General features: G+C 62.1%; 27 protein-coding genes. 11 read left to right on the top strand and 16 right to left on the bottom strand.

Translation table 11 applies throughout. The features are described from left to right. Position 1: 1 nt before the first annotated feature. On the bottom strand, positions 2-454 hold the full coding sequence (locus AC04SG_RS29745; RefSeq protein ID WP_112561382.1) for an RbsD/FucU family protein: 453 nt from the start codon (positions 452-454) through the stop codon (positions 2-4). A gap of 43 nt (positions 455-497) precedes the next feature. Next, positions 498-1,550: an ABC transporter ATP-binding protein gene (locus AC04SG_RS29740; protein WP_488553945.1), complete on the bottom strand. Its 1,053-nt coding sequence runs from the start codon at positions 1,548-1,550 to the stop codon at positions 498-500. A 271-nt stretch (positions 1,551-1,821) separates the two neighbouring features. Here AC04SG_RS29740 and AC04SG_RS29735 point away from each other — a divergent pair, with 271 nt between their 5' ends. From AC04SG_RS29735 to AC04SG_RS29725, 3 genes are all read left to right on the top strand, one after another. After that, on the top strand, positions 1,822-3,486 hold the full coding sequence (locus tag AC04SG_RS29735; protein WP_488553944.1) for an ABC transporter substrate-binding protein: 1,665 nt from the start codon (positions 1,822-1,824) through the stop codon (positions 3,484-3,486). Positions 3,487-3,555: 69 nt separating this feature from the next. Then, positions 3,556-4,677 carry a carbohydrate ABC transporter permease gene (locus AC04SG_RS29730; protein WP_488553943.1) on the top strand — a complete coding sequence of 374 codons (1,122 nt, stop codon included), beginning with the start codon at positions 3,556-3,558 and terminating at the stop codon, positions 4,675-4,677. A 9-nt stretch (positions 4,678-4,686) separates the two neighbouring features. Beyond that, entirely contained in the window at positions 4,687-5,604 is a 918-nt protein-coding gene (locus AC04SG_RS29725) for a carbohydrate ABC transporter permease (RefSeq protein WP_352559816.1), read from the top strand. 91 nt (positions 5,605-5,695) lie between these two features. Here AC04SG_RS29725 and AC04SG_RS29720 read toward each other — a convergent pair whose 3' ends face one another. The 3 genes from AC04SG_RS29720 to AC04SG_RS29710 form a co-directional block, all read right to left on the bottom strand. Next, entirely contained in the window at positions 5,696-6,037 is a 342-nt protein-coding gene (locus tag AC04SG_RS29720) for a hypothetical protein (RefSeq protein WP_192253428.1), read from the bottom strand. 118 nt (positions 6,038-6,155) lie between these two features. After that, positions 6,156-6,899: a creatininase family protein gene (locus AC04SG_RS29715; RefSeq protein ID WP_488553942.1), complete on the bottom strand. Its 744-nt coding sequence runs from the start codon at positions 6,897-6,899 to the stop codon at positions 6,156-6,158. A 5-nt stretch (positions 6,900-6,904) separates the two neighbouring features. Further along, positions 6,905-7,471 (bottom strand): SIS domain-containing protein, encoded by a 567-nt coding sequence (locus tag AC04SG_RS29710; RefSeq protein ID WP_488553941.1) that lies wholly within the window; start codon positions 7,469-7,471, stop codon positions 6,905-6,907. A 176-nt stretch (positions 7,472-7,647) separates the two neighbouring features. On the opposite strand from AC04SG_RS29710, the gene AC04SG_RS29705 reads away from it, so the two are divergent. After that, on the top strand, positions 7,648-8,670 hold the full coding sequence (locus tag AC04SG_RS29705; protein WP_488553960.1) for an aldo/keto reductase: 1,023 nt from the start codon (positions 7,648-7,650) through the stop codon (positions 8,668-8,670). A 107-nt stretch (positions 8,671-8,777) separates the two neighbouring features. On the opposite strand, the gene AC04SG_RS29700 is transcribed toward AC04SG_RS29705, so the two are convergent. The 4 genes from AC04SG_RS29700 to clpP form a co-directional block, all read right to left on the bottom strand. Next, positions 8,778-9,050 carry an HU family DNA-binding protein gene (locus AC04SG_RS29700; RefSeq protein ID WP_112392385.1) on the bottom strand — a complete coding sequence of 91 codons (273 nt, stop codon included), beginning with the start codon at positions 9,048-9,050 and terminating at the stop codon, positions 8,778-8,780. Positions 9,051-9,351: 301 nt separating this feature from the next. Then, on the bottom strand, positions 9,352-11,763 hold the full coding sequence (gene lon, locus AC04SG_RS29695) for an endopeptidase La (protein WP_203279389.1): 2,412 nt from the start codon (positions 11,761-11,763) through the stop codon (positions 9,352-9,354). Between the two features lie 274 nt (positions 11,764-12,037). After that, positions 12,038-13,312, bottom strand: a complete 1,275-nt coding sequence (gene clpX, locus AC04SG_RS29690) for an ATP-dependent Clp protease ATP-binding subunit ClpX (RefSeq protein ID WP_023682305.1) — start codon at positions 13,310-13,312, stop codon at positions 12,038-12,040. Positions 13,313-13,606: 294 nt separating this feature from the next. Continuing rightward, positions 13,607-14,236, bottom strand: a complete 630-nt coding sequence (gene clpP / locus AC04SG_RS29685; RefSeq protein ID WP_436259655.1) for an ATP-dependent Clp endopeptidase proteolytic subunit ClpP — start codon at positions 14,234-14,236, stop codon at positions 13,607-13,609. Positions 14,237-14,553: 317 nt separating this feature from the next. Here clpP and AC04SG_RS29680 point away from each other — a divergent pair, with 317 nt between their 5' ends. The 3 genes from AC04SG_RS29680 (at position 14,554) to AC04SG_RS29670 (ending at position 17,236) form a co-directional block, all read left to right on the top strand. After that, on the top strand, positions 14,554-15,144 hold the full coding sequence (locus tag AC04SG_RS29680; protein ID WP_488553940.1) for a hypothetical protein: 591 nt from the start codon (positions 14,554-14,556) through the stop codon (positions 15,142-15,144). 107 nt (positions 15,145-15,251) lie between these two features. Beyond that, complete coding sequence (locus AC04SG_RS29675; protein WP_488553939.1) at positions 15,252-16,514, top strand: cytochrome P450; 1,263 nt, start codon at positions 15,252-15,254, stop codon at positions 16,512-16,514. Next, positions 16,511-17,236: a transporter substrate-binding domain-containing protein gene (locus tag AC04SG_RS29670; protein WP_488553938.1), complete on the top strand. Its 726-nt coding sequence runs from the start codon at positions 16,511-16,513 to the stop codon at positions 17,234-17,236. Before AC04SG_RS29675 ends, AC04SG_RS29670 begins: the two co-directional genes overlap by 4 nt. Here the strand turns inward: AC04SG_RS29670 and AC04SG_RS29665 are convergent. The 6 genes from AC04SG_RS29665 to AC04SG_RS29640 form a co-directional block, all read right to left on the bottom strand. Then, positions 17,233-17,580: a cupin domain-containing protein gene (locus AC04SG_RS29665; RefSeq protein ID WP_488553937.1), complete on the bottom strand. Its 348-nt coding sequence runs from the start codon at positions 17,578-17,580 to the stop codon at positions 17,233-17,235. The genes AC04SG_RS29670 and AC04SG_RS29665 overlap by 4 nt on opposite strands. A 91-nt stretch (positions 17,581-17,671) precedes the next feature. Continuing rightward, positions 17,672-18,952 carry an O-acetylhomoserine aminocarboxypropyltransferase gene (locus tag AC04SG_RS29660; RefSeq protein ID WP_488553936.1) on the bottom strand — a complete coding sequence of 427 codons (1,281 nt, stop codon included), beginning with the start codon at positions 18,950-18,952 and terminating at the stop codon, positions 17,672-17,674. A 180-nt stretch (positions 18,953-19,132) separates the two neighbouring features. Then, the gene (locus AC04SG_RS29655) at positions 19,133-19,654 is read right to left on the bottom strand and encodes a CoA-binding protein (protein WP_488553935.1); all 522 of its coding nucleotides are present in this window, start codon (positions 19,652-19,654) and stop codon (positions 19,133-19,135) included. Next, positions 19,651-20,427 (bottom strand): AAA family ATPase, encoded by a 777-nt coding sequence (locus AC04SG_RS29650; RefSeq protein ID WP_488553934.1) that lies wholly within the window; start codon positions 20,425-20,427, stop codon positions 19,651-19,653. Before AC04SG_RS29650 ends, AC04SG_RS29655 begins: the two co-directional genes overlap by 4 nt. A 9-nt stretch (positions 20,428-20,436) precedes the next feature. Continuing rightward, positions 20,437-20,859, bottom strand: coding sequence for a VOC family protein (locus AC04SG_RS29645; protein WP_488553933.1), 423 nt, complete (start codon positions 20,857-20,859; stop codon positions 20,437-20,439). Positions 20,860-20,862: 3 nt separating this feature from the next. Continuing rightward, a complete protein-coding gene (locus AC04SG_RS29640) occupies positions 20,863-21,678 on the bottom strand; it encodes an enoyl-CoA hydratase (RefSeq protein ID WP_488553932.1) in 816 nt (271 codons plus the stop codon). A gap of 177 nt (positions 21,679-21,855) precedes the next feature. On the opposite strand from AC04SG_RS29640, the gene AC04SG_RS29635 reads away from it, so the two are divergent. From AC04SG_RS29635 to rpsI, 3 genes are all read left to right on the top strand, one after another. After that, positions 21,856-22,320, top strand: coding sequence for a PaaI family thioesterase (locus tag AC04SG_RS29635; RefSeq protein WP_436259644.1), 465 nt, complete (start codon positions 21,856-21,858; stop codon positions 22,318-22,320). Between the two features lie 223 nt (positions 22,321-22,543). Then, the gene (gene rplM, locus AC04SG_RS29630) at positions 22,544-23,008 is read left to right on the top strand and encodes a 50S ribosomal protein L13 (RefSeq protein WP_112561362.1); all 465 of its coding nucleotides are present in this window, start codon (positions 22,544-22,546) and stop codon (positions 23,006-23,008) included. A gap of 1 nt (position 23,009) precedes the next feature. Continuing rightward, on the top strand, positions 23,010-23,492 hold the full coding sequence (rpsI, locus tag AC04SG_RS29625; RefSeq protein WP_112561361.1) for a 30S ribosomal protein S9: 483 nt from the start codon (positions 23,010-23,012) through the stop codon (positions 23,490-23,492). Positions 23,493-23,754: 262 nt separating this feature from the next. On the opposite strand, the gene AC04SG_RS29620 is transcribed toward rpsI, so the two are convergent. Beyond that, positions 23,755-24,654, bottom strand: a complete 900-nt coding sequence (locus AC04SG_RS29620) for a LysR family transcriptional regulator (RefSeq protein WP_488553931.1) — start codon at positions 24,652-24,654, stop codon at positions 23,755-23,757. Positions 24,655-24,745: 91 nt separating this feature from the next. On the opposite strand from AC04SG_RS29620, the gene AC04SG_RS29615 reads away from it, so the two are divergent. Next, positions 24,746-25,615: an aldo/keto reductase family oxidoreductase gene (locus AC04SG_RS29615; protein ID WP_488553930.1), complete on the top strand. Its 870-nt coding sequence runs from the start codon at positions 24,746-24,748 to the stop codon at positions 25,613-25,615. Positions 25,616-25,786 lie beyond the last annotated feature (171 nt).

The following is a 25,786-nucleotide window of genomic DNA, read 5'->3' as shown; positions in this document are numbered from 1 at the left end:
GCTATTCCGCATCCGGCGGCACGACGCCCTTGCGGAAGGCAAAGCAGCCATAGAAGCGGCGCTCGCCGGTCTGGATGACGCAATAAGCCTTCTTGGCGCGTTCATAGAAGGCGTAGCGCTCGACCGAAATCATCGGCCAGGCTTTGCCCTCGGCCTTGTCGATCTCTTTTTGCACCTCTTTTTGCACCGGAGGGATCTCGTTGGGGTTGCCGACGATCTCCATGCGGGCGGCCGCGTCGTCGACGAACGTGTCCAGCGGATAGAGCGACAGCACCGCCTTGACCACATCGGCCGCCGGCGCATCGATGTGCAGCAGCTTGCCGAGCACGGTCTGGCGCGCCACCGAATCGGCGGGGAAGTTGGTGTCGGCGATGATCAGATCGTCGCCGTGCCCCATTGCCCTCAGCGCCTGGAGCACATCGGCGTTCAGCAATGGGTTGATCCCTTTGAGCATGGCAGTCCTCTTCAAACAGGTTTGGTCAAAAGTCGATTGGAAATCAGAGCCGGTTGCCGGTCTCAGCGTCGAAGAGATGGACCTGGTCGAGGCGTGGCTTGAGATTGAGCATGTCGCCGGGCTTGAAGTCGTGGCGCTCGCGAAACAGCGCCACCATCTCGCCATCGCCGAAGCGAACGAAGACCAGCGTTTCGGAGCCGGTCGGCTCCACCACCGAGATCTTCGCCGGCACGCCGTCGGCGTGGATTTCGAGATGTTCGGGCCGCACGCCATAGACCACGGCCTGGCCCTCCTTGGCGGCGCTGCCGGCAGCGATCGGGAACAGCGTGCCCGCTATCTCGACCTTTTCGCCCTTCCTCACCACGCCCTTGAGCAGGTTCATCGACGGCGAGCCGATGAAGCCGGCGACAAACAGATTGGCCGGCCGGTCGAACAATTCCAGCGGTGCGCCGACCTGCTCGATGCGGCCATCGCGCATCACGACGATCTTGTCGGCCATGGTCATGGCCTCGATCTGGTCGTGGGTGACGTAGATGGTCGTGGTCTTCAGCCGCTGGTGCAGTTCCTTGATCTCGGTGCGCATCTGCACGCGCAATTTGGCGTCGAGATTGGAGAGCGGCTCGTCGAACAGGAACACTTGCGGGTTGCGCACGATGGCGCGGCCCATGGCAACGCGCTGGCGCTGGCCGCCGGAGAGCTGGCGCGGATAGCGCTTCAGGTAGGGGTTGAGGTCGAGAATGTCGGCGGCGCGCTTGACCCGCTCGGCGACCACGGCCGGATCGGTGCCGCGCAGCTTCAGCGCAAACGCCATGTTCTGCTCCACCGTCTTGTGCGGATAGAGCGCATAGTTCTGGAATACCATGGCGATGTCGCGTTTGGCCGGCGGCAAATTGTTGACGATGCGCTCGCCGATGGCGATCGTGCCGCCGGAGACGGTTTCCAGCCCGGCCACCATTCTGAGCAGCGTGGACTTGCCGCAGCCCGACGGGCCGACCAGCACCACGAACTGGCCATCGGCGATTTCGACGCTGACGTCGTGCAGGACCTTGACGGTTCCGAACGCCTTGGCCACATTGCTGATCGCGACTTGAGCCATCGTCCCCCCTTTTCTCGCGGTGAAGCTAGCCATTGCCAACGGCAAGGGCAAGTCAGTATCTTATAGATAAAAAGTCATTCGTGTTGACAAGGTAATCGATTACGCGAATAGTGGCGAGTGCCAATCCGACAGTCGGATTTTTTCCCGAAAATCGGAGCTTCAGGCGACGCAGGGTGGGGTCCCACGTCCCCGTGTGATAAAGGAGAACCGTCGACGTTTCGGCGTCTGAGGATTGGTATTTCAATTCACGACTGTGTTCTGGGAGGAATAGATGAGAGTCGGTCTGTACGAAAAACTCGTCCGCGCGGGTGCGACCCGGCGTGATGTCCTTAAGGGAGCGGCCAGCATGGCCGCGCTCTCTGCTGCGTCCGGCGCGGGTCTCGGCGCATTGACGCGTCCGGCTTTCGCCGCCGATGATCTGCGCGCGCAGTTGCTGCAGGTCCCCGGCGTCGGCAAGGGTCAACCGACCGACGCCGACTTCCAGAAGGTCGGCGAGATGTGTCTTGGCGCCACCAAGGCCAGTGTCAAGCAAGGCGAGTTTGCCGGTGTCGAACTCACCTTCATGGGTCTCAACAACCAGAACCTGCACAATGTGCTGTATCGCGGCTTCCTGAAGGCGTGGGAAGACTATACCGGGGCCAAGTTCACCTGGATCGATCTGGCACAGGCCGATTATAGCGCCCGTCTGCAACAGTCGATCGCCACCGGTACCGTCGACTTCGACGTCATCGAAATGGGTGCGCCGTTCGAAGGCGACGTTTGCGGCAAGGGGCTGGCCTCAGAGATGCCGGACTGGGTCAAGAAGCAAATCGATATGGACGACCTGGTGGCCTATCTGAAGCCGCCTGTCGGCACCTGGGATGGCAAGCAGTACCGCGTGACCGTCGACGGCGACGCGCACAATTTCAACTATCGCACCGATGTCTTCGCCGACAAGGGTCTCGCCGATGAGTGGAAGGCCGCCGGCAATACAACGCCCTGGGGCGTGCCGACCACCTGGCAGCAGGTGCAAGCCGTAACCAAGTTCCTCAAGGGCAAGAAATTGAACGGCCAGGACGTCTACGGTTACCTTGACGCGCCCAAGGGCTGGGGCGGTTTCGGCTTCTATTTCCTCGGCAGCCGGGCCACCGCCTATGCCAAGCATCCGGACGACAAGGCCTGGCTGTTCGACGCCGACACGATGAAGCCGCGCATCAACAATCCGGCCTGGGTGCGCGCCATCCAGGACGTGATCGATGCGCTGCCGTCGGAGCCGCCGGACCAGATCAACGCCGACCCGAACACCACCGGCTTCCAGCAGTTCCTGGCCGGCACCGGTTCGATGATCTCGTGGTGGGGCGACATCGGCTCCAACGTCAAGACCAACGACTCCTCGGTCGTCGGTGACGTCACCGGCTTCTCGATCCTGCCGGGCTCGGACGATGTCTACAATTCCAAGACAGGCAAGTGGGACACGCTTGCGAGCGGTCCGAACTTTTCGCCGAATTGCGCCTATCTCGGCTGGGGCGTCTATGTCATGGCCCGCGTCGATAGCGACGAAAAGAAGAAGAAGGCCGCCTGGTCGGCGGCAGCCCATCTCGGCGGCAAGGACCTGTCGCTCTGGTGCGCGGCATATCCGTCGGGCTTCCAGCCTTACCGCAACAGCCATTTCAACATTCCGGAATGGGTGGCGGCTGGTTATGACGAGGCGTTCATCACCTCGTATCTCAAGTCGGAGGCTGACAGCTACAACCATCCGAACGCGGCGATCGAGCCGCGCATCCCCGGCATCTTCCAGTATTACAGCGCTGCCGAGGATATTTTGGCCAACACCTTCGCCGGCAAGATGAAGGCGCAGGAAGGCGCTGACGCCATTGCCGCCGCCTGGGAGAAGCTGACCGATCAGCTCGGCCGCGAAAACCAGATCAAGCTCTACAAGGGCTCGCTTGGCGTGTAGCGTGATACTATAGTGAACCCTGACCGGCCTAAGGCCGGTCGGGGATTTTTTTGTAAACGGACGGGACGCGTGGCTGAACAGACCTTGCCCACCAATGCTTGGCCGGCAAACGGCGTTCCATCCGATCTGATCGCGCCTGGCCGCAAGCGGCTCGGCTTTACCTTGATGGCCGCCGCGACACTCGGCCTGCTGGCCGTGATCGCGCTGCAGATTCTTTACAAGACGGAAGTCACCACGCTCGGTTTCGAAACCTGGCGTCCCGTCGTCTATGCCTATGTGTTGTGGGGCGTGGCACTCGGCATCGGCCAGGTGCTGACGCGCGGCGAAGACGGCCAGCGCGCGCTGTTCCTGCTGCCGGCGCTGCTGTTCACCATCGCCATGGTGATCTTTCCGACGCTGTTCGGCTTCTACATAGCGTTGACCGACTGGAACCTCAGTTCGATCACCGGCCGGAAGTTCAATGGGCTCGACAATTTCTGGCAGATGTTGGCCGACCCGTACTACCGCAACGCGCTGTTCAACATGGTGCTCTACGTGCTCGCCGTGCTGGTCGAGTATGCCATCGCCTTTGGCCTGGCGCTGCTGCTCAACGCGCAGATCCGGGCACGCAAATTCTTCCGCGTCGTCTTCCTGATGCCATTGATGCTGTCGCCGGTGGCGGTGTCGTGGATGATCGGCAAATCGCTGATGGAGTACCGTTTCGGACCGGCGGCGACGCTGGCACGTCATCTCGGCTGGGAAAACCCCGCCTTCTTCTCCAACCCGATCACCGCCCGCATCTCGATCATGGTGCTCGACGCCTGGACCTTCATCCCGTTCATGATGATCATGCTGCTCGCCGGCCTCCAAGCGATGTCGCGCGACGTTCTGGAGGCGGCGCGCGTCGACGGAGCCACGACATGGCAGACCTTCTGGCAGGTCACCTTCCCGCTGATGCTGCCGGTGTCGGTGACGGCGGTGATCCTGCGCATCATCTTCAAGCTGAAGTTGGCTGACATCATCATCACCGTGACCTCCGGCGGCCCCGGCGGCGCCACGGATTCGGTGTCGAGCTTCATCTACCGCGAGTACCGCGACCGTTCGAATGTCGGCTACGGCACCATGCTGGCGATGGCCTATCTCGTCATCATCGTGGTGTTCGTGACCTGGCTGTTGAAATTCGCCAACCGCTTCGTGCGCAACGTGAACTGACAGGGGATCATGAGCGTCCAGACCACCGACTATGTCGCTTCGGAAATCCGCTCGCCGGTGGGCTTTTTGGCCAATCGCGTGTTCATTTATGGCGCGCTGGCGTTCTGGGCTTTCATCTGCCTGTTCCCGATCTACTGGACGATCACCACTTCGTTCAAGACCGCGGTCGACGTCACCCAGGGGCACCTCATTCCCTTCGTGGACTTCCAGCCGGACTGGAAGGGCTGGCGCTCGCTCGGCCTGTCGCCGGACTCGATCTTCCGGACCTCGACGGTGCGCGACGAGTTCCTCAAGCGCTTCATGAATTCGGTCATCACCTCGGTCGGTGCATCGAGCCTTGCGATCGTCATCGGCAGCCTCGCCGCCTACGGGCTGACCCGCTATCGCTACCAGTTCGCCTGGTTCAAGAACGAGGACATCTCGTTCTTCTTCCTGTCGCAGCTGATACTGCCGCCGGTGGTGCTGGCCCTGCCCTTCCTGGTGCTCTACCGCGAAGTCGGCCTGCTCGACACGCGCATCGGGCTGATCCTGCTCTACACGCTGATGGTGCTGCCGATCGTCATCTGGATCATGCGCGACCAGTTCAACTCGATCCCCGTCGAGCTCGAGGAAGCCGCCTTGGTCGATGGACTGTCGATCTGGGGCGCCTTTTTCCGCATAGTCATGCCGATTGCGCTCCCCGGCATGGTCGCCGCCTTTATCCTGGCGATGGTGCTGTGCTGGAACGAGTACTTTTTCGCTGCCCTGCTGACCTCGACCGATGCCAAGACCATCCCGGTCATGGTGGCCAGCCAGACCGGCTCACAAGGCATCAACTGGTGGTCGATGGCCGCGCTCGCCACCGCCGCGATCGCGCCGCTGGCGGTCATTGGCATCGCGCTGGAGCGCTACCTGATCATGGGCATGACGGCAGGGGCGGTGAAGTAGGTGGGGCGATGCCGGTCGGCGCCCTGATCGGCTGTTGATAGCCGGGTGTAGGGGCCGAGCGCGGTGGGGCAAGCATGCCGCGAGTTTTCACCTACATCGCCTCTGACGGCGCAAAGAAGCAATTTTCGTGCTCCTCTGTCGGATGCAGGCAGATGTGGAAGTTGTCGTCTCCTGACGGAATGACACTGTCGTAGGGGACAAAATAGCGGTTTTGGTGAGTGACCTTCCGATGGTCTCCCGGCCGCAAGATGATCACGTAGCCATCGGCCTGTGGTGTAACGGTGATGCTGGGAATTCTACCGCATTCGCCTGCCACTAGATCGCCATGACAGCAGGCTGGCGGATAAGTCCAGCCGCTGTCGGTACTGTGCGCAAACGCAGAAACGTTTTGAAGTGCTGCAGCCGTGGCGATCACGCCTGCCAAGCTTGTCATGCGTCGTTTTCCTACCGCGTGCACCGAGCGGCTTCCAAGCTTAGTTGGAACCATTGTACCTTATTCGAACTTGCTAATATATAGACGGAGGGGCTTCCTGCCGTTCGAAGGGCACTGGCTAGCGCAAAAGCGTCGCACGCAGGTGATCGAGGATCATGGCGACACCCTTTTGCCCGAGTTCGGCGGACGCCTCCGGCGCACTTGCCGTGTACCAGCTCGTGTTGTCCGCGAAATGTCCGGCATCGACTGCTTCCGGGCACAGCGCCAGCATCAGGGAGGTCTCGCCGATGCCGGCATGGTCGAACGGGTACTTGCCGTTCATGGCGGCCGACATCAGCGGATGCACCTGCACCCAGTTGAAGAAATTTTCGCCGGCGGCGTGCCCGGCATAATAGTCGGCCATCTCGTTCGAGCCCCACCAGCCCTCGCCGCGCTGCTTCTCGAGGAAGCGGAAGATCGCCTGGCGGCCGGCAGTCTTGAAGGCGAGATCGGTCGGCATCCCCGCCGCGAAATTCTCGGTCTGATGGTGGATGATCGCGTGGATGTTGCGAAAGCCGATGCGTAGCAGGCTGTAGAACAGTTCCTCGCCGAACAGCGCCAGCTGATTGCCGCCAACCTGCACCGAACCGCTGCCTTCGGGCGCCGCCACCGCATAGCTCGCCGCGCCGTAGTAGAAGGACGGCAGGATGACGATGTCGGCTTCCTTTTCGTAGAGCTCCAGCGTCTTGATGACGGCCAGCGTGTCCATGCCGACGGCCATGTGCTCGCCGTGATATTCGAGCACGCCGAGTGGCAGCACGACCGGCCAGTTCTCGGCAATCGCCTTGCGGATCTGGTGCGGCAGCATCAATTCGTAGCGCATCGCGCCTACTCCAAGTTGGTGTGGCGCGCGCGCATGGCCTCGGACGACTGGCCGGTCAGCCCCTTGAGCTTCAGCACCATCACCTCGAACAGCAGGAACAAAGCGCCTTCGAAGACCGAGCCCATCGGCAGCAGCGATGTCTTTTGCGGCCCCTGGTCGCGGGCCATGGTCTGCGCCGGGATCAGCAAGGTGAAGTCGGCGAGTGCGGTCGCACTGCCCTCGGCCTCGGCGGTGAGCAGCAGCACCGTCGCGCCGGCGTCACGGGCAACCTGCATCAAGGTCAGCACCGTCGTGGTCTCGCCCGGACCTGAACTGACCAGGAAGACATCGCCCGGGCCAAGAGGTGGCGTGTTCATGTCGCCGACCACCGACACGTCGAGCCCAAGGTGATAGAGCCGCATGGCGAGGCCCTTGAGCTGCAAGGCCTCGCGGCCGCAGCCATAGACGACGATTTTCTGCGCGCGGGCAAGCGTTGCGCAAGCAGTGTCGATGCCGGCTTCGTCGACGCGTGCCAGCACGGCGCCCAGCTCTTGCAGGGCGGTCGCGAACATATCCGAGCCGGCATTCGTCATCAGGGTTCCGCCAGGGTTGTGGCCGGGATTTCCGGTTGCGCATTTGCCGGGAAAGGCTTGTTTTTGTTCATGCTATCACCGCGAAAATGCGTGTCCAACAGCCGCCGCGGCTTTTGCTGTGCCACCGGCGTGATAGTGTCATGTCAGACAAATCAATCCAGGAAATCTCAAGCGACATGAAGACACGGCATTTCGACCGCATCGGCAATGGCGGCATCGACTTCACCGAACTCGGCTTCGGCAGCGCGCCGCTCGGCAACCTCTACCGAGCCGTCCCCGACGAGGATGCCAATGCCACGCTGGAGGCGGCGTGGGCGACCGGCTGCCGCTACTACGACACCGCGCCGCTCTATGGCTTGGGTCTCGCCGAAACACGTCTCAATGCCTTCCTGCGCGACAAAAGCCGTGACGACTATGTGCTGTCGAGCAAGGTCGGCCGCCTGTTACGCGTTTGTCCGCCGGAAGAGCGCACCGGCATCGGCAAGTTCTTCGACACGCCGACGCGCCGCGAAATCTACGACTACAGCTATGACGGCGTCATGCGCTCGTTCGAGGCATCGCTGGAACGGCTCGGCGTCGACCGCATCGACATCCTTTTCGTCCATGACCTCGACATCTTCACCCATGGCAGCAAGGAAGCGTCCGACCAGCGTATCGAGGAGTTCATGGCCTCGGGCTACAACGGACTGCTTGCGCTGCGCGACCAGGGTGTGATCAAGGCGTTCGGCGGCGGCATCAACGAATGGGAGGTCTGCCAGACGCTGGCCGAGCGCGGCGATTTCGACTTGTTCCTGCTGGCCGGGCGCTACACGCTGCTCGAGCAGGAAGCGCTTGCCACCTTCCTGCCGCTCTGTGAGAAGCGCGGCATCGGCATCGTGCTCGGCGGCCCCTACAATTCCGGCATACTGGCGACCGGGCCGAAGCCAGGCGCCTATTACAATTACTCCGAGGCGCCACACGACATCATGGATCGTGTCGGGCGCATCGAGGCTGTCTGCAAGCGCCATGGCGTCAGGCTGATCGAGGCAGCGCTGCAATTCCCGCTGCTGCATCCGTCCGTGGTGTCGGTCATCCCCGGCGGCCAGCGGCCGGCCGAGGTTGAAAGCAACCGCGCACTGCTCGACGCCAAGCTGCCCGCGGCACTTTGGGCCGATCTCAAGCAGGAAGGCCTGATGAGGGCCGACGCGCCGGTGGGCTGAAGGCTCGCCTCAGCGGGCTGACGGCGTGGGTGTCGCGTTGCCGTCGAGGCAAAAGAAAAGCCGGGCGAACCCGGCTTTTCAAGATTCTCTGAAAAGAAAAAATGGTCTTAGTTGACCGCGTCCTTGAGGCCTTTGCCGGCCGAGAACTTCGGCACGGTACGCGCCGGAATCTTCACTTCCGCGCCAGTCTGCGGGTTGCGGCCAGTCGACGCCGCACGCTTGGAGACGGTGAAATTTCCGAAGCCGACGAGCCGTACATCGCCGCCCTTCTTCAGTTCGCCAGTGATGACGGAGAACACCGCATCGACCGCCGACTGTGCGTCACCCTTCGAAATGCTCGCGGATTCAGCGACAGCGGAAACCAGTTCGTTCTTGTTCATAAAAATTCCCTTCCATGAGAAAAACCGGAACTCTTCGACTCATCCGGCAGGAAACGGACTTTAGAAAGAAGCGCTCCCGCAACCAAGTCGAAAAGCGCGGAAAAAGTTCGAAAAAGCCCGGAAAAGGTGGGTTTTTCACATGAAAAAGCCGGGCTCAATGCCCGGCTCTCTCTTTGTGCACTGCACCTTTAGTATTTTCTAATGCATAGCCCCGAAAACCGTAGCCGGTTTTCGGAAAGGACCATGCGCCAGTCTAGAGTGCTAGAGCGTCCTTTGCGCGTCCAAGTGGACGCGCGGCGCTCTAGTGTGCAAGCGACTTTCCAGCATCGTCGGCGCTGTCGGTCGTGGCCGGTGGATTGACCGGCTCGACCCACTCGATCGGCTCCGGCATGCGCACCAGCGCATGCCTCAGAACCTCGCCGACGCGTGAGACCGGAATGATCTCCATGCCGTTCTTCACATTGTCCGGAATCTCCGCCAGATCCTTGGCGTTGTCTTCCGGGATCAGCACCTTCTTGATGCCGCCGCGCAGTGCGGCGAGCAACTTCTCCTTGAGGCCGCCGATCGGCAAGATGCGGCCGCGAAGCGTTATCTCGCCAGTCATCGCCACATCGGCCCTGACCGGAATACCCGTCAGTACCGATACAATGGCTGTCGCCATGGCGGCACCTGCGGACGGTCCGTCCTTCGGCGTGGCGCCTTCCGGCAAGTGCACATGGATGTCGCGCTTGTCGAACAGCGGCGGCTCGATGCCGAAATCGATGGCCCGCGAGCGGACATAGGAGGCCGCCGCTGAAATCGATTCCTTCATCACGTCGCGCAGATTGCCGGTCACCGTCATGCGACCCTTGCCGGGCATCATGACGCCTTCGATCGTCAGCAACTCGCCACCGACTTCCGTCCAGGCAAGTCCGGTGACGACACCGACCTGATCGTCAGCCTCGACCTGACCGAAGCGGAAGCGCGGAACGCCGAGGTAATCCGAAAGATTGGCGGCGGTGATCGCGACCGACTTCTTCTTCGTCTTCAGGATCTCGGTCACCGCCTTGCGCCCGAGCTTCATCAGCTCGCGCTCCAGGCTTCTGACGCCCGCTTCACGGGTGTAGGTCTGGATGATGCCGCGGATCGCGTCCTCGCTGACCGAAAACTCCTTCGGCTGCAGGGCGTGGTCGCGGACCACCTTGGGCATCAGGTGACGCTTGGCGATCTCGATCTTCTCGTCCTCGGTGTAGCCGGCGATACGGATGATCTCCATGCGGTCCATCAAGGGCGCAGGGATGTTCAGCGTGTTCGCCGTCGTCACGAACATCACGCTCGAAAGGTCGTATTCGACCTCGAGGTAATGGTCCATGAACGTCGAGTTCTGCTCGGGATCGAGCACCTCGAGCAAGGCCGATGACGGATCGCCGCGGAAGTCCTGGCCCATCTTGTCGATCTCGTCGAGCAGGAAGAGCGGGTTGGACTTCTTGGCCTTCTTCATCGACTGGATGACCTTGCCGGGCATCGAACCGATATAGGTGCGGCGGTGACCACGGATCTCGGCTTCGTCACGCACGCCGCCGAGCGCCATGCGGATGAACTCGCGGCCGGTCGCCTTGGCGATCGACTTGCCGAGCGAGGTCTTGCCGACGCCGGGAGGGCCGACGAGGCACAGGATCGGCCCCTTCAGCTTCTTCTGGCGGCTCTGCACGGCGAGATACTCGACGATGCGGTCCTTGACCTTGTCGAGGCCGAAATGATCGGTGTCGAGCACGTTCTGCGCGAAAGCCAGGTCCTGCTTGACCTTGGAGTTCTTGCCCCACGGGATCGACAGGATCCAGTCGAGATAGTTGCGCACGACGGTCGATTCAGCCGACATCGGCGACATCGTCCGCAGCTTCTTCAGTTCGGCTTCCGCCTTTTCGCGGGCCTCCTTGGAGAGCTTGGTCTTCTTGATGCGCGCCTCGATCTCGGCGGCCTCGTCGCGGCCGTCCTCGCCTTCGCCGAGCTCCTTCTGGATCGCCTTCATCTGCTCGTTGAGGTAGTATTCGCGCTGCGTCTTCTCCATCTGGCGCTTGACGCGCGAGCGGATGCGCTTCTCCACCTGCAGGACGGAGATTTCGGCTTCCATGAAGCCCATCGCCTTCTCCAGCCGCTCCTTGACGGAAAGCGTGGCCAGCATCTCCTGCTTTTCAGGGATCTTGATGGCAAGGTGCGAAGCGACCGTATCGGCGAGCTTGGAATAGTCGTCAATCTGGCTGGCAGCGCCCACCACTTCGGGCGAGATCTTCTTGTTCAGCTTGACGTAGTTTTCGAAGTCGGTGACGACCGAACGGGCGAGCGCCTCGACCTCAACCTCTTCCTCTTCCGGCTCGACCAGCGCGGCAGCGCGGGCTTCGTGGAAGTCCGGACGGTCGGTGAACGAGACGATTTTGGCACGCGAAGCACCTTCGACCAGCACCTTGACGGTGCCGTCGGGCAGCTTCAGCAATTGCAGCACATTGGCGAGCGTGCCGATGTCGAAAATCGCATCGGGCTCGGGATCGTCATCGGCGGCATTCATCTGGGTGGCAAGCAGGATCTGCTTTTCCTGACCCATAACCTCTTCCAGCGCCTTGATCGACTTTTCACGCCCGACAAAGAGCGGCACGATCATGTGCGGGAACACCACGATGTCGCGCAGTGGGAGGACTGCGAAGACGCCGTCGCTGGGAGCCTTGGATATTTTGGCCATTGTCCAACCTTTCATGTCGCGGCCGCTAATTGAGCCAACCGCGAATCTCATATTAACGACCGTAGGTCGTTCCGCCTACCACCGTTTGTGACGGGAGTTTTACAGCACAGAATTCGGCACCACGGCCTTCCAGTGTTAGTTGGATGCACAAGGGGCAAAGATCAAGGGTCAACACGGGCGGTTCGTCCAATCCAGCACTAGAACTGATACCTCACCACAGCAAAACGGCGCCCAAGGGGCGCCGTTCCATAAAAAGATTGGGCCAGATGCCATGTCAGGCGCTGACGTTGCCCTTCTTTTCCTTCTGCTCGGAATAGATGTAGAGCGGCCGGGCGCTGCCCGTCACCACTTCTTCCGAAATCACCACTTCGCGCACGCCTTCCAGCGCGGGCAGTTCGAACATGGTGTCGAGCAGGATCGCTTCCATGATAGAGCGCAGGCCGCGGGCGCCTGTCTTGCGCTCGATGGCACGCTTGGCGATCGCCGACAGCGCATTTTCGTGGAAGGTCAGGTCGACACTCTCCATCTCGAACAGCCGCTGATACTGCTTGACCAGCGCGTTCTTCGGCTCGGTCAGGATCTGGATCAGCGCCGGCTCGTCGAGGTCCTCAAGCGTCGCCAGGACCGGCAGACGGCCGACAAACTCGGGAATGAGGCCGAACTTCAGGAGATCCTCGGGCTCGACCAGGCGGAACACGTCGCCGGTGCGACGATCCTCGGGCGAAGCGACGATGGCGCCGAAGCCGATCGAGGTTTTCCTGCCGCGATCCGAGATGATCTTGTCCAGCCCGGCGAAGGCGCCGCCGCAGATGAACAGGATGTTGGCAGTGTCGACCTGCAGGAACTCCTGCTGCGGATGCTTCCTGCCGCCCTGCGGCGGCACGGAGGCGACGGTGCCTTCCATGATCTTCAACAGCGCCTGCTGTACGCCCTCGCCCGACACGTCGCGGGTGATCGAGGGGTTGTCCGACTTGCGCGAAATCTTGTCGATTTCGTCGATGTAGACGATGCCGCGCTGGGCGCGCTCGACATTGTAGTCGGCCGACTGCAAGAGCTTCAGGATGATGTTTTCGACGTCCTCACCGACATAACCGGCTTCGGTCAGGGTCGTGGCGTCGGCCATGGTGAAGGGAACGTCGATGATGCGGGCCAGCGTCTGGGCAAGAAGCGTCTTGCCGCAGCCGGTCGGGCCGATCAGCAGGATGTTGGACTTCGCCAGTTCGACGTCGTTGTTCTTGCCGGCATGCGCCAGGCGCTTGTAGTGGTTGTGCACGGCCACCGACAGCACGCGCTTGGCGTAGGGCTGGCCGATGACATAGTCGTCGAGGACCTTGAGTATCTCCTGCGGGGTCGGCACGCCCTCGCGCGACTTCACCATCGAGGTTTTGTTCTCCTCGCGGATGATGTCCATGCAGAGCTCGACGCACTCGTCGCAGATGAACACCGTCGGGCCGGCGATCAGCTTGCGCACCTCGTGCTGGCTTTTGCCGCAAAACGAGCAATAAAGCGTGTTCTTGGAATCACCGCTGTTGTTGCCGACCTTGCTCATTTTCCTGTCCTTTCATCGCCGCCCGCCGATGGTCTGGCTGGAACGGCGCATATTCTATCTATCGCGGGAATTCGCCGCCGCCAGTGTCCCGGCTCCCGCAACGCAATCCGTACGAAACACAAATCAGAAAACGTAGCAATGATTCGCGCCAACCCCGCACAAAGCTAAGCCGTCGAAAATCAACATAGCATTAACGTAGGCAATCCCATCCGCCGAGGGAACAGCCAATTGTGGCCGAAATGCCGCAAATCCCAGCAAAAGCGCGTTATCCCGCCATCCAACTGCCATGCAGCCTTATGCGGCAGCGCCTTCGACCGGCTCGCGCGACGAAATGACCTTGTCGATCAGGCCGAAATCCCTGGCTTCGTCGGCGGTCATGAAATGGTCGCGGTCAAGCGTCTTTTCGATCTCTTCGTAGCTCTTGCCGGTGTGCTTGACATAAACCTCGTTGAGGCGGCGCTTCAGCTTGATGATGTCCTGGGCGTGGCGCTCGATGTCGGAAGCCTGGCCCTGGAAGCCGCCGGAAGGCTGGTGAACCATGATGCGGGCGTTCGGCGTGGCAAAACGCATATCCTTGTGGCCGGCGGTCAGAAGCAGCGAGCCCATCGAAGCGGCCTGGCCGATGCACAGCGTCGACACCGCCGGCTTGATGAACTGCATGGTGTCGTAGATCGCCATGCCCGAGGTCACGACGCCACCCGGCGAGTTGATGTAGAGGTTGATCTCTTTCTTCGGGTTCTCGGCCTCGAGGAACAAAAGCTGTGCACAAACGAGCGTCGCCATGCCGTCTTCGACCGGGCCGGTGATGAAAATGATGCGCTCCTTCAAGAGGCGCGAGAAAATGTCGTAAGCCCGCTCGCCGCGATTGGTCTGCTCGACCACCATCGGAACGAGGTTCATGTAGGTTTCGACGGGGTTCTTCATGGACTATCCCTTTTTGGAGATGGGGATTCCGGCGCCGGAAACATTAGCAATCGGGCAGAATCGGTTCTGGACGGTTAGGATGTAAATAGGATGCCGGCTCACCCTAGCGCAAGGCCGCCTTCTCCTAGCCATCTGGTTAAGTCGAATCAAGGTTTCCGCGCAAGGGGAGCCCGAACGCGGCCGGCCGTGCTTTCGGGTGTAGCAATTCCTTAACCGCATCGCTTAACGAAATGCGGTGAAACCGCTTTCCCCTAGAGAACCATACCCTACAATTCAACGTTGAACCTGCGTTTTCGCGTTCAAACAGGGGGAGTGCCATGATCAGGAAAACAGCTTCCTTGGCCATTGCCGGCCTTGCCGGTCTCGGCATGGTGTCCGAAGCGGTCGCCGGCGGCCGCGCCGTCGAATGCTACGAGCCGGTGCACAGGCCTGCGCTCTATGACACCGTCTATGAAGACGTCATGGTCAGCCCCGGCGGGCAGTTGGTCGATTACGACCCGCCGATCTACGGCACGCTTGAGCGCGTCGAGCAGATCGCGCCGCCCCGCGTCACCTATGAGGTCGTGCCGGCCATCACCCGCACCGTCTATCACACGGTCAAGGTCGACGATGGCGGCTATGCCTGGGAGTGGCGCGTCATCCATGGCCGCCGGGTGCTGTGCAAGGTCTGGCGCAAGGCTCGCTATGCGCGTGTCGCCGAAACGGTAGAGATTGAACCAGAACGCACCCGCCGGGTCGTGCTGCCGGCCGAATATGAGAGCGTTGCGCATGAAGTGCTGGTGCGGCCCGAGCGGCGGCACATCACTGAGATTGCGCCGTCATACCAGCGGGTGGCGCGCCGGGTGGTGGTACAGGAAGGCTCGACCAGGTGGCGCCGTGTGCACATTGCGCGCCATTGCCAGGATTAGACTTCGGCACGTCGTCGAGAGCCGTCCCGGCTGGCTCAATCCACAGGCCCGTCGGTGGCCAACATACGGTCTGGCACCAAGCTGGCAAGCCGCGCTAATGGTCTGGCATGACCAAATCCATGCCGCCCTACCTCTCCTTTGATCCAGCCGCGCGCCGCCTGCGGCTCGATCCGCATGAACCGGCGTTTTTCCAGAACCCTTACGACGCCTACGCCTTCCTGCATGGCGCATCGAAGGCCTTCTTCTGGGAAGGATTCGGCTTCTGGTGTTTTGGCGGCTTCGACGACGTCAACCGGCTGCTGCGCGACCGCCGTTTCGGCCGCCAGAACCCGGCCGGCATCCCCGACAGCCGCGGCATCGGCGAAGATCGTTCGCATCTCGCCGCCTTCGACGGCATCGAGGTGAATTCGATGCTGGAGTTGGAGCCGCCGGTGCACACCAGGCTGCGGACGCTGGTCAATCGCGCCTTCGTCTCGCGCCAGGTCGAGCGGCTGCGGCCGCGCGTCGAAGCGCTCGCGAATGAACTTATCGACCGGTTCAAACCGGACCAGGTCGATCTGCTGCCTGCCTTCGCCGCGCCTTTGCCGATCACCATCATTGCCGAAATGCTCGGCGTGCCGGTCGAGATGGGGCCGCAACTGCTCGACTGGTCGCACCAGATGGTGGCCATGTACATGCATGGCCGCACCCGCGAGACAGAGGAGACGGCCAATCGCGCCGCGCACGATTTTTCCGGCTTTTTGCGCGGCTACGTCGCCGAGCGGCGCAAAAAGCCCGGCGACGATCTGTTGTCGCTGCTGATCGCGGCGCAGGAGGATGGCCAGAAACTCTCGGAGGACGAACTGGTCTCGTCCGCCATCCTTTTGCTCAATGCCGGCCACGAAGCAACGGTCCACCAGACCGGCAACGCCGTGCGCTCATTGCTGGCGCAAGGCGGCGATCCCGGCCGTTTCTTCACCTCGCCGGAGGCTACCGCGGCCACCGTCGAGGAATGCCTGCGCTTCGACGCGCCGCTGCACATGTTCACCCGCTACGCCTATCAGGAGATCGAGGTGACATCAGGGGTTGTCGTACAACCGGGCGAGACGATCGGTCTGCTGCTCGGCATGGCCAACCATGATCCGCTTGCCTTTGCCGAACCCGAGGTCTTCCGGCCCGGCCGCGCCGACCAGAAGAATGTCTCGTTCGGCGCCGGGATCCATTTCTGCATCGGCGCGCCGCTGGCGCGGCTGGAATTGCAGGTGTCGCTGAAAACGCTGTTCGAGCGGCGGCCGGAGTTGCGCCTGGCCGAGGCGCCGCGCTTCCGCGACAGCTATCACTTCCACGGGCTGGAAAAGCTCGCGGTGACTTTCCAGGGCAACGCGAAATGAGATTCGCCTTCCTGCAGGAACCTCCTTTCTGCTTCACCGATGCTTCCGGCAAGCTCGGCGGCTGCGACGCAAAGCTCGCCGAGAAGATTGGCCAGATGGTTGAGCTGGCGGATTTCTCGCCCATCGAGATAGAGTTCGCCGACTTGCTGCCCGGAGTGGCCAAAGGCCGCTGGGATATGACCACAGGCCTGTTCATCTCGGACGAGCGCCGAAAGCTCGTCGACTTTACGCGACCGATCTGGGCATTGCCTGACGGGCTGATGGTCGCGAAGGGCGATCCGCTGGGGTTGGCGGGCTACCGCTCGCTCGCCCGGAACCCCTCGGCGATATTGGCCGTGATCTCAGACCAGATTCAGCATCAAACCGCACTGCAGAACGGCGTTCCCCCCGGACGGATCAAAACATTCGCAACGCAGGCGGAAGCAGCGGAGGCCGTGGCGCAGGGTGCAGTGCAGGCCTATGCCAGTGTCGCCATGGCGCATCGAGGATACATCGCCCGCGAACCCGATGCTCCGCTCGACGTCGTCGATGTTCCGGCATCCGAGAAGCAGCCTGCCGCCGGCGCCTTCGCGCTTGCCAAGAACAATGCCGCGCTACGTCAAAAGGTGGATCGGTGCCTGGATGAATTGCTCGGCAGCTCGTGGCACCGGGAGATGATGAGCCAATACGGTTTTTCCGACGATGATATTGACCGGCTGCTGTGGCCGGCCGCTAGCCGTTAAAGCCTGATCACATATTCCTTGCGGGTGGTCTCGAGCACTTCCCAGGTCCCTTTGAAACCCGGCCTCAGCACAAAGCTGTCGCCGGCGCGCACGGTGCGCGCCTCGCCGCCGTCCTCAGCTATCACCGAAACGCCGGACAGGATGTGGCAGAACTCCCACTCATCATAGACGATGCGCCATTTGCCGGGTGTGGCTTCCCATATCCCGGCATAGAGGCCGCCATCGCGCTCCTCGACATTCCAGGTGCGGAACTTCGGATCGCCCGCAATCAGGCGATCCGGCGCCGGCGCGCCATGCTCGGCGTCGACGCTGTCGGTCGATATCGTCAGGTAATGCGTGGACAAGAATTGCCTCCATGAAAGAGCTGGCTTGCGCGCCGGCTCACCCCCACCCGGCGCTACGCGCCGACCCTCCCCACAAGGGGGAGGGTAAAGATCAAACCTTGGCCAGGGCCTGTTCCAGATCGGCGACGATGTCGTTGACATCCTCGATGCCGACCGAAAGCCGGACTGTATCCGGTCCGGCACCAGCCTTGACCTTCTGCTCGTCGGAAAGCTGGCGGTGCGTGGTCGAGGCCGGGTGGATGACCAGCGACTTGGTGTCGCCGACATTGGCCAGATGCGAGAACAGTTCCAGCGCCTCGACGAATTTGACGCCCGCCTCGTAGCCGCCCTTCAGGCCGAAGGTGAAGACAGCGCCGGCGCCGAGCGGCGAGTATTTCTTCTGCAGCGCGTTGTTCTTGTCGCTGGGCAGGCCCGGATAGTTCACCCAGGCGACCTTGGGATGGTTGGACAGCCAGCCGGCGACGGTAACCGCGTTGTCGCAATGGCGCTGCATCCGGAGCGGCAAGGTTTCCAGGCCGGTGAGGATCAGGAAGGCGTTGAACGGCGAGATCGCCGGGCCAAGGTCGCGCAGGCCGAGCACGCGGGCGGCGATGGCGAAGGCGAAATTGCCGAAGGTTTCGTGCAGGACGAGGCCGCCATATTCGGGGCGCGGCTCCGACAGCATCGGGTATTTGCCCGATTTCGACCAGTCGAAGGTGCCGCCATCGACAACGGCGCCGCCGATCGAATTGCCGTGACCGCCGATGAATTTGGTCAGCGAATGGACGACGATGTCGGCGCCATGCTCGATCGGCCGCACCAGATAGGGCGAGGCCAGCGTGTTGTCGACGATCAACGGCAGGCCGTGCTTGCGGGCAATGTCGCCGATCTTCTCGATGTCGACGAAGACCCCGCCCGGATTGGCCAGGCTCTCGATGAAGATCGCCTTGGTCTTGTCGTCGATCTGGCTCTCGAAGGTCGAGATGTCGTTGGTGTCGGCCCAGCGCACTTCCCAGCCGTAATTCTTGAAGGCATGGCCGAACTGGTTGATCGAGCCGCCGTAAAGCCTTGTCGCAGCGACGAAATTGTCGCCGGGGCGCATTAGATTGTGGAACACCAGGACCTGCGCGGCGTGGCCGGAGGCAACGGCCAGCGCCGCGGTGCCGCCTTCAAGCGCGGCGATGCGTTCCTCCAGCACCGCCTGGGTCGGGTTCATGATGCGGGTATAGATGTTGCCGAAGGCCTTCAGCCCGAACAGCGACGCGGCATGGTCGGCATCGTCGAAGACGAAGGAGGTCGTCTGATAGATCGGCGTGGCGCGTGCGCCGGTCGCCGGGTCGGGCTTGGCGCCGGCATGGACGGCGAGCGTATTGAAACCGGGCGTACGGGTCATCGAAACCTCCCTCTCCTGAACCTTCTGAAAATCGTGGGCATTCTTGGCGAACCGCAGCCACGAATGCAAAGAAGAAAATACCTTTCGGCAAGCGATCTACGATGAACGCGCGGGGAACTTCATCGCTTCCCGGAATATTTTGCTCGCCTGGGAACCGAGCATGGCTTTCGGGATCGCGGTCTATTTCTGGCGCACGCCAAAACTCTGGAATCCCGGCCGCATCAGCGGCTTCTTCGATGACAGCACACCCGAGTTAACACCGGTCCAGCCGATCTCGCCCGACAGCTTGCCATATTCGATCTTGGGGCAGCGGTTCATCACCACCTTGATGCCGGCCGCTTCGGCGCGCGCCGCCGCCTCGTCATTGCGCACGCCAAGCTGCATCCAGATCACCTTCGGCAAGGGATTGAGCTTCAGCACCTGATCGAGAATGCCGGGCACTGCAGTGGAGGCCCGAAAAATGTCGACCATATCGACGGGACCCGGCAGATCGGCCAGGCTGGCATAGACTGTGCGGCCGAGGATTTCCTTGCCGGCCTGTCCGGGATTGATCGGGAAGACCAAAAAACCCTTGGCCAGCAGGTATTTCAGCACGAAAAAGCTCGGCCTGACGTCATTGGCCGACGCGCCGACCATGGCGATGGTCTTCACCGAATTGAGGATGCCACCGATATAGGCATTGTCGTAGGTATCGTGGTTCACTCGTCAGTCTCCCTCAGCGACTCTTCCATAAACGCCTGCGGGTCGGTGCAGAAGTCGCGCATCATGCGAAAATGATCGGTGTCGCTGAAATCGGTCGGGTCGAGGCCGAAGCGGCTGATGCGAAACAGCCGCGCGCCGGGACAAGCCATCAGCAGCGGCGAATGCGTGGCCATGATCACTTGCGCCGTGCCCGACTGGTCCATGCGCCGCAGCATCTTCAGCAGCTCGATCTGCCGCGACGGCGACAGCGCGCTTTCGGGCTCGTCGAGGATGTAGATGCCTTGCCGACGGCAGCGCTCCTCGAAAAAGCGGATGAATCCCTCGCCATGGGACCAGGACAGAAAATCCGGCGGCGTCCCGCCGGATTCTCTGGCCGCCTCGTCGAGGTAACGGGCAACAGAATAGAAGGATTCGGCGCGAAAGAACCAACCGGCTGTAACCTTCGGCAGCCAATGGCAACGAAAGCTATTGACCAGCCCAGCACCGCTCTTGTCGATGGCACGGGAATGGTCGACGGGCATGTAACCCTTGCCGCCGCCGGCCTCGTCGTAGCCGGCCAGCGCGCCGATGGCCTCAAGCAGCGTCGATTTTCCGGTGCCGTTTTCGCCGACGATGATGGTTATCGGCGTGGTGAATTCCAGTTCGAACTCACGGCCACGAAACAGCGGCAGGTTCCAGGGATATTTCTCCCAGTCCTCGACCTTTGTGGCGTCGAGCAGGATGCGCTTGAGATAAGGCGCCTTCAGTCGCGTCAGTTGCTTGCGATAGGCCATGCGGACCGATCAGTCCGGCAGCGAGATGGTGCCGTCTTCCGCGATCGGAAAGGCCGGATTGTGCGCGACTTCCCAGACATGGCCGTCGGCATCGGCGAAATAGCCATACCAGCCGCCCCAGAAGGCGCGCCCCGCCGGCTTGACGATCCTGCCGCCGGCTTTTTCCGCCATGGCGAGCACCTCATCGACTTCGGCGTCGGAGCGGGTGTTGTAGGCGAGGTAGACCGCGGATGGCGCCCTGGCGAAGGTGACGCCTGAATCTTCTTCGGCGCTTTGGCGTGGAAACAAGCCGAGAATGGCACCGCCCATCTGGAAGAAGGCAACGCCGTCGGTGATGCCGGCGTGACGCGTCAGGCCCATCGCCTCGTAGAAGCGCACGGCGCGGTCGAGATCGTCGGTGGCGACGGTGATGATCGAGATGCGCGGTTCCATGTTTTAGTCGTCCGTCCATTCCGGCTTGCGCTTGCCGATGAAGGCGCCGATGCCTTCTTCCGCATCGCGTGCCAGCATGTTCTCGACCATGACGCGTCCTGTATAGGCATAGGCGTCGGCCAAGCCCATTTCGGCCTGCGCGTAAAAGGCCTCCTTGCCCGTCTTGACCACCAGAGATGATTTGGAAGCAATGGTTTGCGCGTATTTGGTGACGATCTGATTCAGGTATTCGCGCGGCACGACGCGATTGACCAGGCCGAATTCCTTGGCGGTTGCCGCATCGATGGTCTCGCCGGTCAGAAGCATCTCCATGGCGTGCTTGCGCGAGACGTTGCGCGACAGCGCCACCATCGGCGTCGAGCAGAACAGGCCGATATTGACGCCCGGCGTGCAGAACGTCGCTTCATGCGAGGCGATGGCGAGGTCGCAGCTGGCGACCAGCTGCAGCCCGGCGGCGGTGGCGAGGCCGTCGACTTCAGCGATTATAGGCAGCGGATGGCGCACGATCGCCTGCATCAGGGCAGCACAAGCCGAAAATGTCTGCTCGAAGAACGCCTTGCCCTTGTCCGCGTCGGCGCGGCGCGCGGTCATTTCCTTGAGGTCGTGACCCGCACAGAAAACCTTTCCGGCCGCCGCCAGGACGATGACGCGGACGGATTTGTTGGCTTTTGCATGGTCGAGCTCGGCACTCAGCGCCGCCATGACGGCAAGCGACAAGGCATTGGCAGGTGGGTTGGCGAGCGTCAGGCGCAGCACGCCCTTGTCCAGCCTGGCGATGACCGGACCTTCGGGCGGCTTGATCGCGACTATTTCGGCCATGAGCCGCTTCTCCCCAGTCGAGTTGGATGACTACAATCTAGTATGCGATCTTGCTTCGTCCAACACCTTGAAACCGACGCTGGCACAAGCGACGAACCGACCTGACGCCATCGGCGACGGTTGCAACAGGGACCGGACCACGTTCATACAGGCGCAGGTGCCAAGGGGGAAACCGACATGCCCGCTCAGGACAATCTCAAGCCGGTGCTGAATGCGGCTGAAGTCAATGCGCTGATGGCCAGCGTCTACCCCCAACTCAACGACGAATTCGCTTCATACGAAGCACTTGAAGTGTTTCCTGGCGGCTGCACGGTGCGGCTCAATGCCGACGAGCGGCATTTGCGGCCCGGCGGCACGGTGTCGGGCCCCTCGCTGTTCACGCTGGCCGACATTGGCGGCTATGTCTGCGTGCTCAGCCACGCCGGACCGGACGCGCTATCGGTGACCGTCAACCTCAACATCAACTTTGTCCGCAAGGCCGAGGCCGGGCCGATCGACGGCCATTGCCGCATCCTGAAGCTGGGCAAGAGCCTGATGGTGTTCGACATCGACATCGTTGCCGGACCAGACGGACACACGGTGGCGCATGCAACGGGCACCTATTCGATCCCGCCGAAGCGGATAAATGATGTGGTAAAATAATACCTTTTACTCAAATAGTTGTTTTTACTATATTTTTGGCGATGACGGGCTTTTCCTGCGTCTTGACGCGCAAAGCCCCCTCGCCTATAAGCCCACCCGAAGCAGCGGCCCGCAAAGGCCGCCGTTTTGTTATTGGCGGCGGGTAAGTGCCTTTTGCCAATCCAAGCAACAAGAAACGCCTTCTCCATCATTTGGGGCAGGTCCAAACCGAAAGCAGAACTCCATGGCAACCTTTTCGCAGAAGCCTGCGGATGTGGTGAAGAAGTGGGTGCTGATCGACGCCGAGGGTCTCGTCGTCGGCCGTCTCGCCACTGTCATCGCCAATCATCTTCGCGGCAAGCACAAGCCCACCTTCACCCCGCATGTCGACGACGGCGACAACGTCATCGTCATCAATGCCGACAAGGTGGTGTTCACCGGCAAGAAGTTCACCGACAAGGTCTATTACTGGCACACCGGTCACCCCGGCGGCATCAAGGAGCGCACCGCGCGCCAGCTGCTCGAGGGCCGTTTCCCCGAGCGTGTCGTCGAGAAGGCCGTCGAACGCATGATCCCGCGCGGGCCCCTCGGCCGTCGCCAGATGAAGAACCTCCGCGTCTATGCAGGCACGGAACATCCGCATGTCGCCCAGCAGCCCGTCACCCTCGACGTCGGCGCGCTGAACGCCAAGAACAAGAAGGCTTCGTAAGATGGCTGAGCTTTCCTCGCTCGCAGAACTCGGAACGGCTACCGGCAACACCAACACGCAGCCGGCTGCCCCCGTCCATGTCCAGAAGCTCGACAAGTCGGGCCGCGCCTATGCCACCGGCAAGCGCAAGAACGCCATTGCGCGCGTCTGGGTGAAGCCGGGTTCCGGCAAGATCGTCGTCAACGACAAGGAATTCGCGACCTATTTCGCGCGTCCGGTCCTGCAGATGATCCTCAACCAGCCGATCATCGCCTCCAACCGCGCCGGCCAGTATGACATCGTCGCCACTGTCGTCGGCGGTGGCCTGTCCGGCCAGGCCGGTGCGGTTCGTCACGGCATCTCCAAGGCGTTGACCTACTACGAGCCGGCACTGCGCGCCGTGCTCAAGAAGGGCGGCTTCCTGACCCGCGACAGCCGCGTCGTCGAGCGCAAGAAGTACGGCAAGGCAAAGGCCCGCCGCTCCTTCCAGTTCTCGAAGCGCTAAGCGTGTCGAACTTCCATGTCGAAAAGGCCGCCTCCGGGCGGCCTTTTTGTTTTGGGGTCTCGGCAGTCACCCCGCCCGTGCCTTCGGCGCGACCTCCCCATCGAGGGGAGGTAGAAGGTCGCGGCAGTTTCGCCCGACGCCATTCAATAAGGTGGCAGGGCACGGAACGATAGTGCAAGGGGCGTGACGCCCTACCTCCCCTCGATGGGGAGGTCGGCGCGCAGCGCCGGGTGGGGTGACGGCGCCGGCTTCGGTTCAAGTCTCAGAACTTGCCGGCCTTGACGAAATCGATAAACGCCCGCAGCGGCGCCGGCACCAGACGCCGTCCCGGATAATAGAGAAACGGTCCGGAAAAGCTCTGCCACCAGGGTTCGAGGACGGGCTCGAGGGCGCCGCTGTCGAAGTGCGGGCGAAGCCAGCCCTCGAAGAGCGCGACGATGCCGCTGCCGGCGATCGCCGCATGGACGGCCAGATCGCTCGCGCCGCCGATACGCACGATCAACGGCCCCGTCGTGTCGACCCGCACCACCTCGCCGTCGCGCTCAAACTCCCACGGCAGCATCGCACCGCTGGCAAAGCGGCCGCGCAGGCAAGAGTGGCCAAGCAGGTCGCTCGGGTGCTGCGGCCGCCCATGGCGATCGAGATAGGCGGGGCTGGCGGCTGTGGCGAAATGCTGGACGCGCGGTCCGATCGGCACCGCAATCATGTCCTGCTCCAGCCGCTCGTCGTAGCGGATGCCGGCGTCACAGCCGGCCGCCAGAACGTCGACAAAGTTCTCATCGGCGATCACCTCGAGCCGGATGCCGGGATAAGCGGCGAGGAAGCCCGGAATGATGTCAGGCAATATCAGCCGCGCGGCGCTGACCGGCACATTGAGGCGCAGCGAACCGGCCGGCCTGTCGCGAAAGCCATTGACCACGTCGAGCGCCGCCTCCACCTCCGACAGTGCCGGACCAAGCCGTCCCAAGAGGCTGAGGCCGGCCTCGGTCGGGACAACGCTGCGCGTCGTGCGGTTGAACAGCCTGACCCCAAGCTGCGTCTCCAGCCGGCGCACCGCCTCGCTCAAGCCCGACGCGCTGCCGCCACTGGCGCGAGCCCCTTCGCGAAAACCGCCGGCACGCGCCACCGCCACGAATGAGTTCAGATCGCCAAGGTCCATCATTGTTCGCCATTCCGCACAAGCTGTGCGGATTGTACCTTATTATCCCGAGGTTGAGCAGCGTCTATCTTCGCCTCCTCAAAGGAGATCGAGCATGTCCACTGTCCAAAAGTCCGGCACATTCACCCTCGGCAGCCACACCGTGAAGCGGCTCGGCTACGGCGCCATGCAACTTGCCGGCCCGCACGTTTTCGGCCCGCCGAAGGATCGGGACGCGGCCATTGCGGTGCTGCGCGAAGCGGTGGGCTCCGGGGTCAACCACGTCGACACCAGCGACTATTATGGCCCGCATGTCACAAACCAGCTGATCCGCGAAGCGCTGGCGCCCTATGCCGACGATCTGGTCATCGTCACCAAGATCGGGGCGCGGCGTGGCAGCGATGGCTCCTGGTTGCCTGCCTATTCGGCCAAGGAACTCGAGCAGGCCGTGCACGACAATCTCAGGAATCTCGGACTTGAGGTTCTGGACGTCGTCAATTTGCGCATCATGTTCGGGATGGGCCCGACCGAGGGCTCGATCGAGGCGCAGCTGGCGGCGCTTGCCGAGTTGCAGCGCAAGGGCCTGGTGGACCATATCGGCCTGAGCAACGTCACCCCTGCGCAGGTCGAGGAAGGCCGTGGGATCGCCGAGATCGTCTGTGTGCAGAACCAGTACAATCTGGCGCACCGGGACGATGACGGATTGATCGACGAGCTGGCACGCGCCGGTATCGCCTACACGCCGTTCTTCCCGCTCGGCGGTTTCAGCCCGCTGCAGTCGTCGACCTTGTCGGATGTGGCGGCGCGGCTCGGCGCCACGCCGTTGCAGGTTGCGCTCGCATGGCTGCTCAAGCGTTCGCCGAATATCCTGCTGATTCCGGGGACATCGTCGGTTGGGCATTTGAGGGAGAATTTGGCGGCGGCGGAGCTGGAGCTGTCGGTTGATGTGCTGAGGGAACTGGATGGGGTTGCGAAGGCGGCTTGAAGCGGGACCCATCTCCCCCCTCGAGGGCAGGGGAATCGCAGATAAGTTGATTGGCTCTTGCCAAGTAGGAAAAGAGGGATTCTTGAGAGGCTTTCTCGCTACAGAGGAGGCCGCGGTGCCGTTGATTATGTCTATCCTGCGAGAGGTTCGAGATCCGCGCGATATCAATGC

This window comes from Mesorhizobium sp. CNPSo 4684 (assembly GCF_057784315.1).
The sequence above is the reverse complement of the archived record's forward strand: the minus strand, read 5'-3'. Positions and strand labels throughout refer to the sequence as shown.